Raw genomic sequence first — 16329 nt, 5'->3', positions numbered from 1 at the left:
GACTTTCGTCAGCCAGGCTTTCGCCGCGCCAGCACCTTTCCCAGCAACTTCCTGTCGGAGGTCTCCGATGCTGCACGCGACGACCAGGCTCGAACATCCAGACTGCCGATCTGCAATGGCCCGCTTTGCTGCCGACCATCCGGAGTATGTCACCGGCGGCACCGATGGCCCCTGGCGCATGGCGCTGCCGTTGGGTCAGTTCGAGGTGCGGCAGGACGCAGGGGCGTTGCTGGTGGATGCGCAGGGGGTCAACCCGATCGGGCTCAGCTACATGAAGCTGATCTTTGTGGATCATATCCGCGAATATCTCGATGCGCCGGTCGAGCTTGTCTGGGAAGGCGACGGGCAGGGGCAGGGCTTGCCGCCGTTCTTCCGCGAGGCGCGCGTGACCGCAGTGCGGCGGGTGACGCCCGCGCTGCAGCGGGTGACCTTCGCGGTGCCGGACCTTGCTGCGCTGCCGGTGGACGAGCTGCACATCCGTTTGCTGCTTCCGCCCCCGGGCCGCCCTGCCAATCTTCCGCCGGTCTGGCCGATGCTGACGCCCAGCGGATCGCTGACCTTCCCCGGCGGCGCCGATGCGCTGCTGGTCCGGATCTATACCATCCGGCGCGTCGATGTGGCGCGGGGCGAAGTCGATATCGACTTCGTGCTGCATCCGACCGAGGGCGCCTCGGCCGCGTCCTGGGCCGCCTCCTGCAAACCTGGTGACATCGTCGGGCTGCTCGGCCCCGGGGGCGGACCGATCCCCCGAACACCACGCCTTCTGCTGCTGGGCGACGAAACGGCACTGCCGGCCATTGCGCGGATCCTGGAGAGCCTGCCTGACACCACGATCTGCGAGACGATCATCGAGGTCAACGGCCCCGAGGACCAACAGGTGCTGGCGCGTCCCGTGACATGGCTGCACCGGCGCGGCGCCGCGCCCGGCACGACCCGGCTTCTGGCCGAGGCGCTCACGCGCTGCCAGCCGTCCGAGGATCTTTACCTTTGGGCCGCCTGCGAATTCGACGCATTCCGGGACATCCGTCGCCATGTCCGGTCCGTCTGGAAGATGCCGCGCGATCGGCACATGGTCGTGGCCTACTGGCGGCGCGGGATCGCCGGGGAACTGGCGGAAGAGCCGCACCATACTTCTTCGGCCGCCTGACGGGGCGCGACGCGGCGCATGGCGGGAATGGCCGCCAGCGCCAGTGCCGCGGCAAGCGCGAAAAAGAACCCATATCCCAGGTGTTCGGCCATAACGCCCGCGGCGACGCCCGCCACCATGCTGACAGCCGCGTCCATGCACTGAAACAAGGTGAAGTCCACCCCCGCCTGGCGCGGATCGGACCAGCGCATGAACTGTGCGTACAGGGCCACGAATCCGATCGACATGACGGCCGATCCGCCGAGCAGCGCCACGCCGATCACCAGCGCCAGGGGCAGGGCAGCAGTGGCCGCCTGCAACGCCATCAGCGCCAGCGCCAGCGCCTGCAAGGCCGCGGCGCCGGCCAAAACGGGACGGATCCCGAAGGCGCGGGTGGCCGCTCCCCCGACAAGCGCCCCCAGAAGGCCGAGCGTCAGGCTTGCCGCCCCGCTCAGAAGCCCAATACGCGCGAGGCTCAACCCCTGATCGACAAGGAACGGGCCGGCCATCGCCATCGCCGTCTTCTGGCCAACCACATAGATCGCCGCCATGGCGAGGCCCTGGCGGATCTCGGGCCGGGCCAGTGCCGCCCGCAGCGAGGGACGATGCATCCGTGCAGGTTCGCGCGCGCCGGTCCTGCGTCCCGCATGCGCCAGAAAGGGAAGCCCCAGCAGCGCCACCAGCGCGGCCATGATCCAGATTGCTGCTTGCCAGCCCAGGATCTGCACCAGCACCAGAAGCACACCACCGCCCAATGCCGCGCCCACATAGGCGCCGCCCACCTGTGCGGCATTGCCCCAGCCCAGATCGTTGCTGCGGAGGTTTTCCACCGCATAGCCGTCGCAGGCGATATCGACCGTGGCGGTGGCAAAGGCGACCACCATCAGCGCGGCCAGCACCGGAAGAAGCGGCGCCGGTCCCAGGGCCCCTGCCACCAGCAGGCCCAGGACCGCGATGGCTCCGCCCAGCAGCACCACAGGCGCCGAACGGTTGCCCCCCGCAGCAGGAAGGCGCACACGCTCCAACGCCGGGGACCACAGGAACTTGAGCGCCCAGGGCAGGATCAGCAGCGACAGAAGCCCGATCCTGTCCAGCGGCAATCCCTGCGCCCGCAGCACGGCCGGAAGGCCGGACCATGTAAGACCCGCAATGACGCTTTGCGCCACATACAGTCCGCCGATCGCGCCGATCAGCGGCAGGGCCGGGCTCCGTGCCATCAGAAGCGGCGGCCGATGGACAGGGTGGCCGTCCGACCTTCGTCAAAGTAGCAATAGCCTGCGGTGCACATCTGTTCGCTCTGGTCGAACAGGTTCTTCACGTTGGCCTGAAGCTTCAGCCCCCGCAGCCCCTGTGCGGCGAAATCATAGGAGGCGGCGAGATCCACGAACATCCGGTCGCTGTTGCGGAAGGTGTTGGTGTCATCGCCCCAGCTGCGGCCGACATAGCGCAGCCCCGCCCCCAGCCCAAGGCCCGAAAGCGCCCCCTGATCGGCATCATATTGCACCCAGAGGGCGGCGACATCGTTCGGCGTTGCCGACAGTTCGTTGCCTGCGGTGCCCGTCGCACCCTGGTCGATTCTGACCTTGAGATGGGTATAGGAGGCGATGACGCTCAGTCCGTGATCGAAGTTGGCCACGGCTTCCAGTTCGATCCCGCGCGAAGTCAGGTCAAGCTGGCGCTGCCGGTTCATGCCGGTCGAGGTGTCGAAGACGATGCCGTCTTTCTGCTCGATCTCGAACAAGGCGGCGGACACCAGGCTGTTGGTGCCCGGCAACTGGTATTTCAGCCCAACCTCTTTCTGCAGCGCCCGCGTGGGTTCCGCCGGGCGGCTGTCGTTCGAGGTGACGTCGTCATAGACAACGCCGATATTGGGCGAGAAAGAGGTGGACAGGTTTGCATAGGGCACAAGCCCGTTGGCCATCTGGTAGGACAGACCAATGCGGCCCGAAAACGCATCATCATCGGTTCTGGTGCGCGTGCCGTCCGCGGCGATGGCGGTCGTCTCCACCCAGTCATAGCGGCCGCTGGCAAAGACGGTCCAGGCCCCCAGGGCAATCTGATCGTGGAGGTAAAGGCCGGTCTGATTGCTGCGCTGACCGCCATAGTAGGGCAGGTCCATGGCAGCCGTCGCCGGCGCCGAGACATAGCCCACCACCGAATGCGCGTCATATTCCGCCCGGGTGAAATCCAGCCCTGCCACCAGTTCATGGCTGGCCGCGCCGGTGCTGAAGGTGAACTGCGCCATGTTATCGACGGTGAAAACCTTCATCGTCTCGGCATAGTGGCCCCAATAGCGCGCCAGCCCACCGGCCCCGTCGGGATAATGGCCGCTGTATTCGAGATCGGCATCGACATCGGCAAAGCGCAGGTGCTGGCGCAGTACCAGCGCGTCGTTGACCTCGTGCTCCAGCTCGTAGCCCAGCCGCGCCTGCTGCTGCGAAAAGTCATTATAGGCCGGATCGCCTTCATAAAGCCGCGAAGCCACGCCATAGGAGGGATTGTAGAAGGCTGCAGTGCCGCCCACTGTCGCGTCAGAATATTCGCCCAGCACCGTCAGTCGCGTCCGGTCGCTGATGTTCCAGCTCAGCGCCGGGGCGAACAGCAGCTTGTCGTCCCGGTAGCCGGGCAGGGTGGTGCCACTGTCGCGGGCCAGCGCTGTCAGCCGGTAGGACAGCACGCCGGCATCGTCAGCCGGGCCGGAAAAGTCGAAGGCCAGCTGCTTGCGGTCATCGGTGCCCCCCAGCAGTTCGATCTCGCGGTAGCGATGTTCCGTGGGGCGTTTTGACACGATGTTCACCAGCCCGCCCGGCCCGCTGACGCCATAAAGCGACGAGGCCGGCCCCTTCAGGATCGCCACACCTTCGGTCGTGTACGGATCGTTGCGGAACCAGGCCGACGGACCGTTGTATTGCCGCAATCCGTCGCGGAAAATCCCGGTGTAGTAGGCCGGAAACCCGCGCAGAAAGAAGGCGTCATAGCGGGTGTCAAACCCGTAGTTGTTGGGGTTGGCGCTTGCTGTATAGCCAAGCGCCTCGTTCAGGGTGCGGGGTTTCTGATCCTCGAGCTGCGCCTGCGTCACCGTGGTGATCGCCTGCGGTATCTGAAGGATCGGTGTATCAACCTTGGTGGCCTGACGGCCGCTTTCGGCGACATAGCCATCCTGGATCAGGGTCGTGTTGCTCTCCGCCTGAACAATGATCGGTTCAAGCTCGATGATGCTCTGCGCCGTCGCCGAAAGCGGAGACACCGACGCCAGAATGGTGGTGCCGGCAAGAAGGGATCTGATCCACATGTCGCTGTTCCTCTGGATTTGCCGCGACAATAGGAATCATAGTGAAATAGTCAAGTATTCGTTTGCGGCCGGTGCAGCCTGTCCGCCGACATGGAACTGGCGCCTGGTGGCGATCATCTGACAGGCCAACATGCAAAGCGCAGACGGTGGATCGGGCAGAGCGCGGGCCGTGGGCCCGTGTCCGCAGCGGCACGGATGACACGGCGGACCGCGGTCTGCCCCGCGTGCCATCGGCCGATGCCGGTCGCGGCCCCGCCCGAGGAGCAGCCTGTGGTATCGGGCTTCCGGATGCTGCGAACCCGCCGCACGTCTGCCCCGAGCACTGGGCGCCGGTTGCGTCACTCTCGCCAGGGGAGGGTGCCCGGGGGCAGCCACCCGGCCAGACGATCCAGCGCAAGCGTGATGGAAAGCACCAGTCCCACGGAGAGCACCGCCATTGCCGCCGCCGCGGGCGAGTTTCCTTCGTATTGCAGAGCGAAGATCATGACGCCGATCGTCTCGTTGCCACTGGACCAGAGCAGCGACGACAGCGTCAGTTCGTTCACGGCGGTCATCACGAGCACCAACGCGCCGGCAGACATCGCCGGCAACACACCGGGTGCGAGAATCAAGATGATCCGCCGCCAGATGGGCGCGCCCAGGATGCGCGCGGCCTCGTCCAGTGCGGGTTCGGCGGATTCGGCCGCTGCTAGAACCGGGCGCAGGATCAGCGGCAGGAACCGCGCGAGATAGGCCAGAAGCAGGATCGCGAAACTGCCGTAAAGCGAACCGATCAGGGGCAATGGGCGCAGAAACGCCAGGATCATCGCCAGGGCAACGACCGTGCCCGGAACGACCCAGGGCGCATCGACAAGCCAGTCCAGCACGCGAACCGCGCGGGATTTCTGCACCACCGCAAGAAAGGCGAAGGGAAGCGCCACGATGCTGCAGATCAGGGCGGCAAGCAGCGAAAGCCGGAGCGAGTTGCCGATGGCCCGCATCGCTGCGGGATTGCGCATGACGTCGGCGAAGTTGGCGAGGGTCGCGCTGTTGCCGGACAGCCGGACTCCAAGCGCGGGGGAAAAGGCGGTGGCCAGCAGGGCAAGCATCGGCAGGACCGCGATCAGCAGAAGAACGGCCCAGACACCGGCTTCAAGCACCGGGCGCAGCGCGCCAGCGTCAAGCGGCACCGTCGGTGCCCCGGCCGGAAGCGGCGCGGACAACCGAAGCAGGATCAGCTTGCGCAACGCAAGGGCCCCCAGCGCCAGCGCGACCAGCAGAAGTGCCAGCACGGCCACCTGGCCGGCAACGGAGGGCCCAAAGCCGTTCAGCCGCTGGTAGATCTGCGTGGTCAGCATCGGAAAGCGCCCGGGAATGCCCAAAAGGGCCGGAATGCCGAAGTTTCCCACTGCAGCCGCGAAAGCCAGCACTGATCCGGCCAAGGCTGCGGGCGCGGCAAGCGGCAGGAGGACCCGGACAAGGATCACTCGCCGGCTGGCGCCGACGATCCGCGCCGCCTCGATCAGATCGCCCGGAACGGCGCGAAGGGCCGCCCGTGTGGCGATGAACACCAGCGGCATGTGCTCGATCCCCATCAGCAGGGCGATTCCCGCCCCCGAATAGATCGGATTGGTCCGCCCCGGCGGCGGCGCAAGGCCAAGCGGCCCGAGGATGGGTGAGGTGGCCCCCGTCAGTTCGATCCAGGCAAGCGCCATGGTCTGCGACGGGATCAGCAGGGGCGACAGGATCAGGAATGTCATGGCGATGCGACCGCGCAGCTGGAACAGCCCGGTCAGCAACGCAAGCGTCACACCCAGGCCTGCCGATATCGCCACCGATGCGGCAGAGGCCCCCAACGTGTTCCAGAACGCACGTCCGGTTGAACGCGCCGAAAGAACTTCGGCCATCAGGCCGAGGGGCGCCCCGGTCTGGCCGGGGGCCAGTGCCTCGAGAAACAGCCGCGCCAGCGGCCAGACCGAGATCGCGATGATCCAGACAGCGAGAAGGGTGGTGAGAAGCATCTCACCACCCCAGAACCGCAACCCCGCAGCAGGCCGCAGGCGCGTAAGGGAAAGCTCAGCCACCAAACAGCTCGGCAAAGGCTTCCTTGTTGGCCAGGTCGTCGGCAAGCATGACGGCCGGATCGGCCTCAAGGATTTCGAGCGTCGCCGGATCCGGATAGCCTTCGGGCTGGGCGACCCCGGCGAGGATCGGGAAATAGCCCTGCGCGACCGACTGTTCCTGTGCCGCCCGTCCGAGCTGCCAGTCGATGAACACCCGTGCGGCATCGACCGCATCGCTGTCGCGGAGGATGGCAACCGGCTGGGTGATGACTGACACACCCTCTTGCGGGAAGACGAAATCGACAGGCGATCCCTTCGCCCGGGCGTTCATCGCCATGTATTCGATGATGATGCCATAGGCTTTTTCACCCCGTGCCACCGCCTCGATGACGGTGCCGTTGCCCTGCCCCGCGACTGCGCCGTTCTCGGCCAGGGTCTCGTAGTAGTCCCAGCCGAATTCCGGCTGCTGGACCATGGTGCCGACATGGATCACCGCCGCGCCGGAATAGAGCGGGCTTGGCATGATGAGGCTCGCGGCGATGTCCGGCTGGACAAGATCCGCCCAGGAGGTCGGAGCCTCGGAGACCAGCTCGGTGTTGTAGACGATACCGGTGGTGATGAGCTTGGTTCCGAAGAAGGTCATGTCGGGGTCGATGACGGATGTGGGAATGCCTTCGACCCGCGCTTCGGGATAGGGGAGAAGACGGTCGTCGTTCTTCAACTGGGTCATGGCCACGGCATCGGCGATCAGGACCAGGTCTGCCGGTGTGCCGCCGGCTGCGAATTCCGCCGCAAGCTTTGCCATCAGTTCGGTCGTGCCGGACCGGAAGATCTCGACCGTGATGTCGGGATGATCCTTGTTGAACGCCTCGACAACGGCAGCCATCTGGTCCTGGGGCTGCGAGGTGTAGACGGTGATCGTCTCGGCCGAGGCCGCGCCCATGAGGACGCCCGTCAGCGTGACGGAAGCCAGGAAGATTGCGCTTGCGCGGAAGGGGGACATCAGAAGCTCCGTGGATGAAGATGTGGCTGTCCTAGCGACGGTCTTTGACAGTCGGGTGACAGTTCGGCGAAACTCCAGTGACCATCGGGGCCGGGGCGCCACACGAGTGGCACCGCATTGCCCGGGCGCTGGAAGGGTTGCCCGATCGGATCGGGGCACAGAAGCGCGTGAAGCTCGCGTGCCGTGCCGGAATGCGCAACGATCAGCACGGGAAAGGGGCCGACGATGGCGCCAAGCGCTTCGCGGATGCGGTGACGGAAAGTCTCCGGCCCTTCCCCTTCGGGCGGGGTGGCGTCGCGGCGCAGCACGTGGCGCGGTTGGCCCTCCCACGTTCCCCAGTCCCTTTCGGCAAGCCCGGGCAGGGTGACAAGCGGTGCCCCGGTGGCCTGTGCCACGGCCTGTGCGGTCAGCCGGGCGCGCGACAGGGGCGATGTCCAGATCGCGGCCAGCGGCTGATCCTTCAGCAGCCGCGCTGCCTGGTGAGCCTGCGCGTGGCCGCGCCGCGTCAACGGGCTGTCGGTGCTGCCCGCGATGATGTCGGCAGCATTCGCCGCGGTTTCTCCGTGGCGCAGAAACCAGAAGGGCTGCTGAAGAAGGGCAATTACCATGTGATCTCCGGTTCGGTGACGACGGGGCGGTCGATGAGCAGGGCAAGATCGTCGCGCATCGCGGCCGTGCAGAAGGCGGGCATGACCCGTTCCGGATCCGCGGCGGCAACTACGGCTTTCAGGCCGGACAGCGTCGGATGAACGTTCCAGCGACGAAACTGCGCCTTGCCGCAGGCTACCCATTCCGGCGCCGGCGTACCGCCGGACAGATGGCCGGTAAAGACGACGCGCGCAGATCCCTCGGCGATGAAGCGGGGCGCCAGCGCGCCCGCCACGCCACGCTCGGCATTCGGACCGGCGGCAACCATCACGCCGCCCGCTGCACTGTCCTCGTCCAATGGCCCGGACTCGGCCAGCAACCGGCGCAAGGCTGCGGCCCCGCCGGGCGCCAGCCAGGGAACGGCCTCCAGCATCGCCCCCGCTACGGCGCGATGGGCGGGACAAAGCCTTACCGCATGGCCGGCCGTCTGAAAGGCGGTTGCCATTTCAAGGCCGCGCCCCCCCGCCGGCGCAGGCAGCAAGAGCGGCCCATCCGTCAGGGCCAGCATCTGGCCGATCTGGGGCGACAGCGGCTCATCTGCCGCCCCATACGAGGCATCGGCCAGCAGAACCCGCGCCCTTGGTGGCATCGTGCAGCGCCAGAGCAGGCTTTCCTCCGAGAGATCGCCGGTATAGAGCAGGCCGTCGCGCCCGCCAATCCGGATCCACGATGCCCCGGGTGCATGCCCCGCGGGGCCGGAACAGAACGGCAGCCCCAGGATCTCCCTCAGCGCTTCGAGCGGTCTCGCTTCCTTCAGTGCCGGATCAGGTGCAAGAAGGATCGAAGGGCCTGGGGCGTAAAGCGGCGGGTTGCCCAGGTCCGTCGCCAGATGCAGCCCGCCGGTATGATCCGCATGACCGTGCGAAAAGACGATCGCGTCAACCGGCGCGACCCCCGCGAGATCGGGGAGGGCATCGCCGTCCGGCCCGCGCCCGAGGTCAAGCAGGATGCGGCGGCCATGGATTTCCAGCAGGAAGCAGGCCGGCCCCTTCTCGCCAAATCCCGATAGCGCCCTCAGCCGCATGCCGGCACCGGCTGCGTCACGGGCAGGCGCAGCGTGGCGGCCGCTTCGCGTTGCATCACCCAGCCGCCCGACAGCCGAAGCCGGAGCCTTTCTCCGGCGCGTGGCGCACGCGGCAGGATCACCTCGACCGCGCCGCCGTCCTCGGCGCCCTCAAGCTCTGCGCTGACGGCATAGGCCCCTGCGCGGAACAGGGTGCCGGTCACCCGGGCCGCCAGCGGCCCCTCGGGATCGGGCACAAGGTTGGCGGGGCGCAGGCACAGCCAGCCCGGACCGGGGGGCGCATTTCCCGCGACATGAAGGGTGCGCCCCTGCAGGAACAGCGCGCAGATGCCCGCGCCATGTGACAGCACTTCCACGGGTATCGTGCGCCCGCCGCCCACGAAGCGCGCGACCATCGGTGTTGCGGGTCGCGCGAAAAGCTCTTCTGGCGTGGCAAGCTGTTCGAGCCGCCCGGCGTTCATCACGCCGACATGGGTGGCGACGGCCATCGCCTCGTCCTGATCATGCGTTACAAGGACGAAGCCCGTGCCAAGCGTATGGTGCAGGCGGCGGAACTCGGCCAACATCTGGCCGCGCAGATGGGCGTCAAGGTTTGCAAGCGGCTCGTCCAGCAGGACCAGCTTCGGTCGCAGCGCAAGTGACCGCGCAAGGGCCACACGCTGCCGCTGACCGCCCGACAGCTGATGCGGCCGCCTGTCGCCCATTCCGTCCAGGCCGACCAGCGCCAGCGCTTCGTCGATGCGCGTCCGTTCCTGCGCACGCGACAGCCCCTTGAGACGCAGGCCGAAGCCGATATTCCCCGCGACCGTCATGTGCGGCCAAAGCGCATAGGACTGGAAGACCATGCCCAGCCCGCGCGCCTCGGGCCGGACGAAGCGATCCGGGGCCGCCATGATCTGACCGTCGATCACGATCCGGCCACCATCGGGGCGTTCCAGTCCCGCGATCAGCCTCAGTAGCGTGGTCTTGCCACAGCCCGAGGGCCCCAGCAGCGCGAGAAAGGCGCCATCGGGGACCAGCAGGCTGACATCGTCAACAGCGGTCGTTGCGCCAAAGCGGCGCTGCAGAGCAGAGAGTTCCAGTAGGGCCATGACATATCCTTGCGATGGCGCTTCCTAGTCCCCCTGCGTGACATCCGTGTGACGGCTGCGCCCGCCGGGCGCGCCGCTGTTGCGGGCGGGCGGCGGCTGGCGCTGGTGTTGCAGACGTCTCTTGCCCCCGAAGGGTCAGCGCGGCCTATCTCGTGTTCACGCGGACGCACGCGCTTGCGGGCCGCGCCACGGCGGCGGCGCGGGCGCTGGAGGCAGCCCGCCTTCCCCTGCGTCCCTGGGCAGAGCTTTCGGGCGGGAAGTGCCAGCGCGCGCGGATGGCAAAGGCCCTTGGTCAGGGGGCGCCGCTTCTGCGTCTGGACGCGCCGACGATATCGCCTGATCTGCCGCATCAGGTCGAGCTGCTGGCGCTGCTGCGGGCACCAGTATTCCGGACGCTGTCGTGCTGCAGGAAGCCGTGGCCATGTGCTTGACGCGGCGGGTTTGCGCCGCTCTGGATCCGGCTGGAAATCACCACATCTGAGGGTGCGCAGGTCGCGGCGGTGGCCGATCCCGGCGCGCGCTCGGCGACGTGGTGGTGCCGGCAGAGGCCTTGGTGCGGCTGCCGACGAAAGGGCGATGGCCGATGATGTCCGGGACCGGCATCGCGCACTTGTCCTCGACCGGAAGAACATGCAGCCCGCCGCCCACTGGTCGCGCGCGGGCGGCGGCCAGATCGCTGCGCTCAGCCGCGCATAGCGGACGCCGGTGCCGACAGGTCCGGTGTGGCCGCCGACCTCGGTGATCCGTCCAGCCTCCATCACCACGATCCGGTCCGCGTGACGGATCGTCGCCAGCCGGTGCGCGATGATCAGGGTGGTGCGCCCTGCCCGAGATCATGGCGCCCCTGCGCCATAGGGCGTGACCATCGGCACCCGCGCCTGTTTTCGGGCCCGGCCCAGGAGCCGCAGAGACGACGGATGCCGCCGCTCGGCGTCAGTCCCTGCACCTGGGGAAGATCCAAAGGTCAGATGCAGGGCGGCCGTGCGTCCGATGGTGGCATGGGGTCTTCCAACAACGACCGCTGGGCCACCATGGTGCCCCGGTCGAGGGCGGCCTGCGGGCAGGCGCGGTGTCGCCGCCTGTCAGGCGGTGCGGCGGGACCTTGCCCGAACGGTTTGCCAGGTTCCCGCGGGATCGCCCACTGCCGCAGTGCCGATGCTGCGGATCGCTGCATTCACCTGCGCCAGGCCCGAGGATTGCTGTGCCGCGCCGCTGGCAATACCCTGCATCAGGTCGTCAAGCTCGGCCACGGCGGCCACGATGCGCTCTAGCGCCGCGCCGGTTTCGCGCACAAGGCCGACACCGGCCGAGACCTGCGCATCCGAGCGCGCCACCAGATTGCGGATCTGCTGCGTCGCATCCGCTGACCGTTGCGCCAGTTTGCGGACTTCTGCGGCGACAACGGCAAACCCGCGGCCGGCTTCGCCCGCCCGGGCGGATTCCACCGCGGCATTAAGCGCCAGGAGATCGGTCTGCCGGGCGATTTCGTCGATGATCGCGATGATGGACCCGATCTGCGCCGACGAGGTCTCGATCTCGGCCATGGCATCCACGGCGCGCTGCACGATTGCGCCGGACTGCTCGGCATCGCTGCGTGCCTGAGACACACCTGTCTTGGCGCGGGCGGCACTGGCGGCGGCGGCACTGGCGTTTTCGGCGATCTGCACAACAGCCGCGGCGGCCCGCGCGCCCTCGTTGCGGGTCAGATCGGCGGCGGTCACCGCCTGTTCGCGGGCATTCTCGGCGCGTGCGCGGGCTGCCTCGGCCGTCTCTGCGGCGCGGGCCAGATCCTCGCGGGCGGCCTCGATTTCGGCTGCGGCCTTCTGGCGCTGCAGGATGGTGCCCAGAAGCACTGCCACCTCGAAGACCACGATCGCCGCGTGGATGGAGGTGCGCTGCAACGCATCGCTTATGTCCAGAGACGGATAGACCAGCGCAGGCAGGGCAACCGACAGCAGGAGGTGGTGCACCGCAGTGGCCAGGCAGGCGGCCAGCAGGGCCGGGACATTCGACATGCTGGCCACGATGGCCAGAACGGCAAAGAACAGCATGTGCGTGTCGATCTGCCAGGGATGACCTGCGAAGGCCGCCGTCAGCGCCATGCATTCCCCGACCAGGATCAGGCCGATGACAACCGAACGGGGCGTCGCTGCCATGTGTCGGCTGACATGGGCAAGGCCGGCGAAGGCCAGGCCCACGATCGCGAACGGCAGCAGCGTCGCCTCCGTAACAAGGCTCCCAAGCGCAGCCAGGGGGGCAAGCGCATAGGCGGTCAGCCGCGCTGTTGCGGTCTGGTCGCGCTGCTGCGGGAAAGAGATGGTTGACGTCATGTGTCGGTCGGGGCTCCACAAAGGAATGACAGGGTTTTCGGATCCAGAACCGCCCAGGCCCCGGCGGCGCGCAGCGCCCCGGCCGACGGCGCATCGGCCAGCGCGGCAAAGGGGGCAGAGCCCATGCCGAGCACTCGTCCGCCCGCCAGCAGAACCACCGCCTCGGGCCCCACGCCCCAGGGCGGTGCGATCACCAGAACTGGCCCCGCCGCCGGATCACCCGGGGCAAGGCCAAGACCGGCAAGGCCGAAGGCCGCCATCATCGCTGAGACAAGGGCCGTCAGGAGGCCGAGCTTGAGCTTTTTCATGGCGGAACGCTCAGGCCAAAACGGCGCGACGATCAAGACCGGCTCACGTTTCCGCCGGCAACCCATACGGAAGAGAGGGCCTCCCGAAACCGGCAATCGCCCGCTGGAAACCCGCAGGATCCTGGGACGCGATGGCGGCGGGCCGCCGGTGGATCACGATCGTGCGCGACCAGGGCTGCGCAAGCGGTGAGCCCGGGAGGCCAAGCATCAGGAAGGCCGTCGCCCCGAGGAATGCGATCAGAAGAACCGGGGCCACTGCCGCGCCAGGCACCAAGCGCAACGGGGATCGCGCCACGGGGCGCCAACGCCATCCCGCCCTGAGCGTGGATCGCAGCCTGTCGGCCGCCCAAAGGCGCGACAGGGCGGGAACCGAAGGCCCACGCGACGCGCCCATCGGTACGCGCAATTGCCGGACAGGCGGCAGCAGCAGATCGCCCTTGTTGTCGCCGGGCGGTGTCCTGCGGCCGCTACGGCTTGATCCTGCGGGCCGCGCCCCGGGCGGATGGAGGGCAGGCGGGTGGCTCTGGTGCTTGGGCGTGTCGTCGGTGACTGGGGCCGGCGGGACAGAACCCACCTGTGGGCATGGCGGCCAACACGACCGGCGGGCAAGCCGGGCCTGGATCGGCCGGGGCGCTGCGGCTGCACTTGCCGGTCAGGCGCGCATCATCCCGGATGCTGAAGCAAAAGCGTGCCGAGGGGCGGAATGCCCCCTGTTGCCGTGGGAGAGCGCAGCGCCGCGGCGGCCGCACGGTGACCCAGGGCAAGCGCACGGGCCGGCGTCCACCCCTCGTGCAGACCCAGGATCACGCCGGCGCAAAACGCGTCGCCGGCACCCACGGGGCTTGCGATGTCGTGGGCGGCAAGCGATTCGGCCGGCAGGTGGATCGGCACGCCATCCCGTGGCAGCCATATGGCGCAGGTCGCGCTGTGCAGGATCACGGCCCGCCGGACCCCGCAGGCCAGCAGCCGCCGGCCCGCTGCGATCAGCGCACCCCGATCCTGCGGCTCGATCCGCGGGACACCGGTGGCCCGCGCGGCCTCGATCTCGTTGAGGAAGAGATAATCGATTTCCGTCGCCGTCGCCTCGACCGTGGCGCGGAAGGCGGGACCGTCCGAGGACACGAGATCCACGCAGGTCATCATCCCCGCGGCGCGGGCTGCCGCAAGAAGATGCGCCGCCCCGCTGCGCCCGTCGGGCAGGATTGCATCCATGCGGGCCAGCAGATTGAGATAGCCCAGATAGAGGATGCGGCAGCCACGCTGCGCGAGTGCGTCCACCGGCACATGTTCGGGTGCCAGCAGATCGTTCGCACCCGGGTGATAGAGGAAGGTGCGGCTGTCGCCCGACAGGTTCATCACATAGGTGTGGGCCGTTGCGGCATCGGGGGTCATCTGCAGGTGCCGGCTGTCGATGCCGGCCGCGCGGCAGGTATCGTGCAGAAGCGCAGCATGTGCGTCAGCTCCGGTCAGACCCACGGCATGCAGCGGCAGGCCGATGTCGAATGCTGCAAGATCCAGCACAACATTGGCAGCCCCCCCGCCCGGTCCTGCCAATTCCGAGCTGATGTGGACCAGGTCGCTTTTCGCGGGCCATCGATCCAGCGTCAGGACGATGTCCACCAGCCAGACCCCGGCACAGGCAATGCCTGGCATGGGTCAGGTTTCGTTCCAGAGGAGCCGGTGCGGGGCTTCGTCTTCCTCGATTTCGGAAAAGCGCCCGATCCGATCACGGAAATAGTTGTCGGTTAGGTCGTCGTTGCACTGGCTGACCTCGGCCACGAAAACATCCCCGGCGCCCGCCTCGCCCCAGAAACTGTGCTGCATGCCACGCGGGATGGTGATGCTTTGGCCGGGACCAAGGCGGATCGGCCCGGCATAGGGATCGGACACGGTGCGGCCATCGACAAGCACCGGAGCGTCATCGAAGCTTCCCTCGCGGGTGAAGGCAACCATCAGATTACCGCCGCCGCGAACGATGATATCCTCCAGCTTGACCTTGTGGGCGTGAAAGGGCGTGACCTGATCTTCCGCGATGAACAGGAGTTTTTCGGCATAGGGCAGGGTGGCCGGATCGCCCTGCCGGCCGTTGCGGACACAGAACAGCGTGAGCCCGTTCCGCGCGAAATCCCCAAGGCCGAAGTCGGTCACATCCCAGCCCAGCTGGCGGTCGCGCAGATGGGCCGCAAGCGCGGGCTCGCGGCCGTGATCGGCAGGATCCCAGGCAGCCCAGTCGGGAAGGTGCCAGCGGTAGTGCGACAGCATCGCTTCGGCACGTCGCAGGGCTGCGTTGATCTCGGATCGTTTCATGGTTGGCCTCGATAGGAAACAGGGATGATCTGGTTGGTGGTTCCGGCCTTCAGGGCTGCGGTCAGGATCGCGTGATGATCCGCGGCCTCGGCCGGCGTCGCACAGGGGAAGCCCCGGGCATCCCCGCCAGCGAGTTCGTCAACGAAAGCGGCCCACATCTGCTGTATGGCATCGGTGAACCCGAATTCGAAGATGGTGCCGGTAATGGTCGGGAACAGGGAGTGATACCCCAGATCCTCGGTCTGCCAGCTCTGGGGGCCGCCGGCCCGGTAGCGCATGAACTGCCACTGCCGTGGGGCGCGGGTGGTGAAGAAGGCCGATCCCTTCATGCCAAGGACGCGCAGCGACCAGGTGTTGCTGTCGCCGGGCGAGATGCGCCAGGTCTTCAGCACCAGAGGAAAGCTGCCGCCCCCGTCATGCACGGTGCCGGTGATGGTGGCGTTGTCCCATGTGTCACACGCCACCATCTGCCCCGCGCTGTCGGGGCGCTGGCCCACCCTCTTGACCAGGCTCGCGGAAACGCTTGCGGGACGCCAGCCAAGGCGCAGGGGCACATGCAGCACATGCAGCCCCAGATCGCCCATGCAGCCATAGACGCCGTTCACCGCTGCCTGACGCTTCCAGTTGATCGGCTTCATCGGGTTGATATCCGAAGAATGAAGAAAGGCCGCCTCTACCTCGAGGATCTCGCCCAGTTCTCCCTGACGCACAAATTCGATCACCCGCTGCGCCCCGGGAAAGAACGGCATTTCCGATGAGCAGCGCACCAGAAGGTCCGGTCGCGCGGCAATTGCGCGGGTGATTGTGTCGTTCTGCGCCGCGTCCATGCCGAACGGTTTCTCGCCCAGAAGATGCTTGCCTGCAGCCAGAATGGCTGGATAAAGCTCGCCATGCAGCACATGCGGCACCGCACAATAGACGGCATCGACTGCCGGGTTGGCAAGCAGGTCGCGGTAGTCTGTCGTTGTCTGGGTGACGCTGGGGATATGCGTTGAAAACCATGCTGTCAGCGCCGGATCGGTATCGCAAACAGCAACAATTTCCGGCCGTGCCCTAGCCTCGGTCAGATGCAGCCAGCGCGCGGCCGCGCTGGCGAGTTCGCGCCCCATGAGGCCGCAGCCGATGATGCCGATGCCGATGATCGCCTGGGCCATCGGA

Annotated in this window: 13 protein-coding genes; 1 reads left to right on the top strand and 12 read right to left on the bottom strand. The window is 67.4% G+C overall.

Translation table 11 applies throughout. The features are described 5' to 3' along the window. Nucleotides 1–115 precede the first annotated feature (115 nt). Nucleotides 116–1147, top strand: a complete 1032-nt coding sequence (locus tag ACFQXB_RS10065; protein WP_377402984.1) for a siderophore-interacting protein — start codon at nucleotides 116–118, stop codon at nucleotides 1145–1147. Here the strand turns inward: ACFQXB_RS10065 and ACFQXB_RS10060 are convergent. The 12 genes from ACFQXB_RS10060 to ACFQXB_RS10005 all read right to left on the bottom strand — a co-directional run bounded on the left by ACFQXB_RS10060 (nucleotide 1081) and on the right by ACFQXB_RS10005 (nucleotide 16325). Then, nucleotides 1081–2343 (bottom strand): MFS transporter, encoded by a 1263-nt coding sequence (locus ACFQXB_RS10060; RefSeq protein WP_377402982.1) that lies wholly within the window; start codon nucleotides 2341–2343, stop codon nucleotides 1081–1083. The two genes, ACFQXB_RS10065 and ACFQXB_RS10060, sit on opposite strands and share 67 nt — an antisense overlap. Further along, nucleotides 2343–4418 carry a TonB-dependent siderophore receptor gene (locus tag ACFQXB_RS10055; RefSeq protein ID WP_377402980.1) on the bottom strand — a complete coding sequence of 692 codons (2076 nt, stop codon included), beginning with the start codon at nucleotides 4416–4418 and terminating at the stop codon, nucleotides 2343–2345. The genes ACFQXB_RS10060 and ACFQXB_RS10055 overlap by 1 nt, the downstream gene beginning before the upstream one ends. Before the next feature lie 338 nt (nucleotides 4419–4756). Further along, nucleotides 4757–6418, bottom strand: coding sequence for an ABC transporter permease (locus ACFQXB_RS10050; protein WP_377402978.1), 1662 nt, complete (start codon nucleotides 6416–6418; stop codon nucleotides 4757–4759). A 55-nt stretch (nucleotides 6419–6473) separates the two neighbouring features. Beyond that, on the bottom strand, nucleotides 6474–7463 hold the full coding sequence (locus ACFQXB_RS10045) for an ABC transporter substrate-binding protein (protein WP_377402976.1): 990 nt from the start codon (nucleotides 7461–7463) through the stop codon (nucleotides 6474–6476). Continuing rightward, nucleotides 7463–8071 carry a histidine phosphatase family protein gene (locus ACFQXB_RS10040; protein ID WP_377402974.1) on the bottom strand — a complete coding sequence of 203 codons (609 nt, stop codon included), beginning with the start codon at nucleotides 8069–8071 and terminating at the stop codon, nucleotides 7463–7465. The genes ACFQXB_RS10045 and ACFQXB_RS10040 overlap by 1 nt, the downstream gene beginning before the upstream one ends. After that, nucleotides 8065–9135 (bottom strand): MBL fold metallo-hydrolase, encoded by a 1071-nt coding sequence (locus ACFQXB_RS10035; protein ID WP_377402972.1) that lies wholly within the window; start codon nucleotides 9133–9135, stop codon nucleotides 8065–8067. The genes ACFQXB_RS10040 and ACFQXB_RS10035 overlap by 7 nt, the downstream gene beginning before the upstream one ends. Further along, nucleotides 9126–10226: an ABC transporter ATP-binding protein gene (locus ACFQXB_RS10030; protein WP_377402970.1), complete on the bottom strand. Its 1101-nt coding sequence runs from the start codon at nucleotides 10224–10226 to the stop codon at nucleotides 9126–9128. Before ACFQXB_RS10030 ends, ACFQXB_RS10035 begins: the two co-directional genes overlap by 10 nt. A gap of 1082 nt (nucleotides 10227–11308) precedes the next feature. Beyond that, the gene (locus ACFQXB_RS10025) at nucleotides 11309–12556 is read right to left on the bottom strand and encodes a methyl-accepting chemotaxis protein (RefSeq protein WP_377402968.1); all 1248 of its coding nucleotides are present in this window, start codon (nucleotides 12554–12556) and stop codon (nucleotides 11309–11311) included. Further along, nucleotides 12553–12864 (bottom strand): hypothetical protein, encoded by a 312-nt coding sequence (locus ACFQXB_RS10020; RefSeq protein ID WP_377402966.1) that lies wholly within the window; start codon nucleotides 12862–12864, stop codon nucleotides 12553–12555. Before ACFQXB_RS10020 ends, ACFQXB_RS10025 begins: the two co-directional genes overlap by 4 nt. 663 nt (nucleotides 12865–13527) lie before the next feature. Then, on the bottom strand, nucleotides 13528–14517 hold the full coding sequence (locus ACFQXB_RS10015) for a carbohydrate kinase family protein (protein ID WP_377402964.1): 990 nt from the start codon (nucleotides 14515–14517) through the stop codon (nucleotides 13528–13530). A 3-nt stretch (nucleotides 14518–14520) separates the two neighbouring features. Then, nucleotides 14521–15171 carry a D-lyxose/D-mannose family sugar isomerase gene (locus tag ACFQXB_RS10010; RefSeq protein WP_377402962.1) on the bottom strand — a complete coding sequence of 217 codons (651 nt, stop codon included), beginning with the start codon at nucleotides 15169–15171 and terminating at the stop codon, nucleotides 14521–14523. Continuing rightward, a complete protein-coding gene (locus ACFQXB_RS10005) occupies nucleotides 15168–16325 on the bottom strand; it encodes a Gfo/Idh/MocA family protein (RefSeq protein ID WP_377402960.1) in 1158 nt (385 codons plus the stop codon). Before ACFQXB_RS10005 ends, ACFQXB_RS10010 begins: the two co-directional genes overlap by 4 nt. Between the last annotated feature and the right edge of the window lie 4 nt (nucleotides 16326–16329).

Source organism: Halodurantibacterium daqingense (genome assembly GCF_042666235.1).
Taxonomy (GTDB): Bacteria; Pseudomonadota; Alphaproteobacteria; order Rhodobacterales; family Rhodobacteraceae; genus Halodurantibacterium; species Halodurantibacterium daqingensis.
This window is presented reverse-complemented; position numbering and strand designations above follow the sequence as displayed.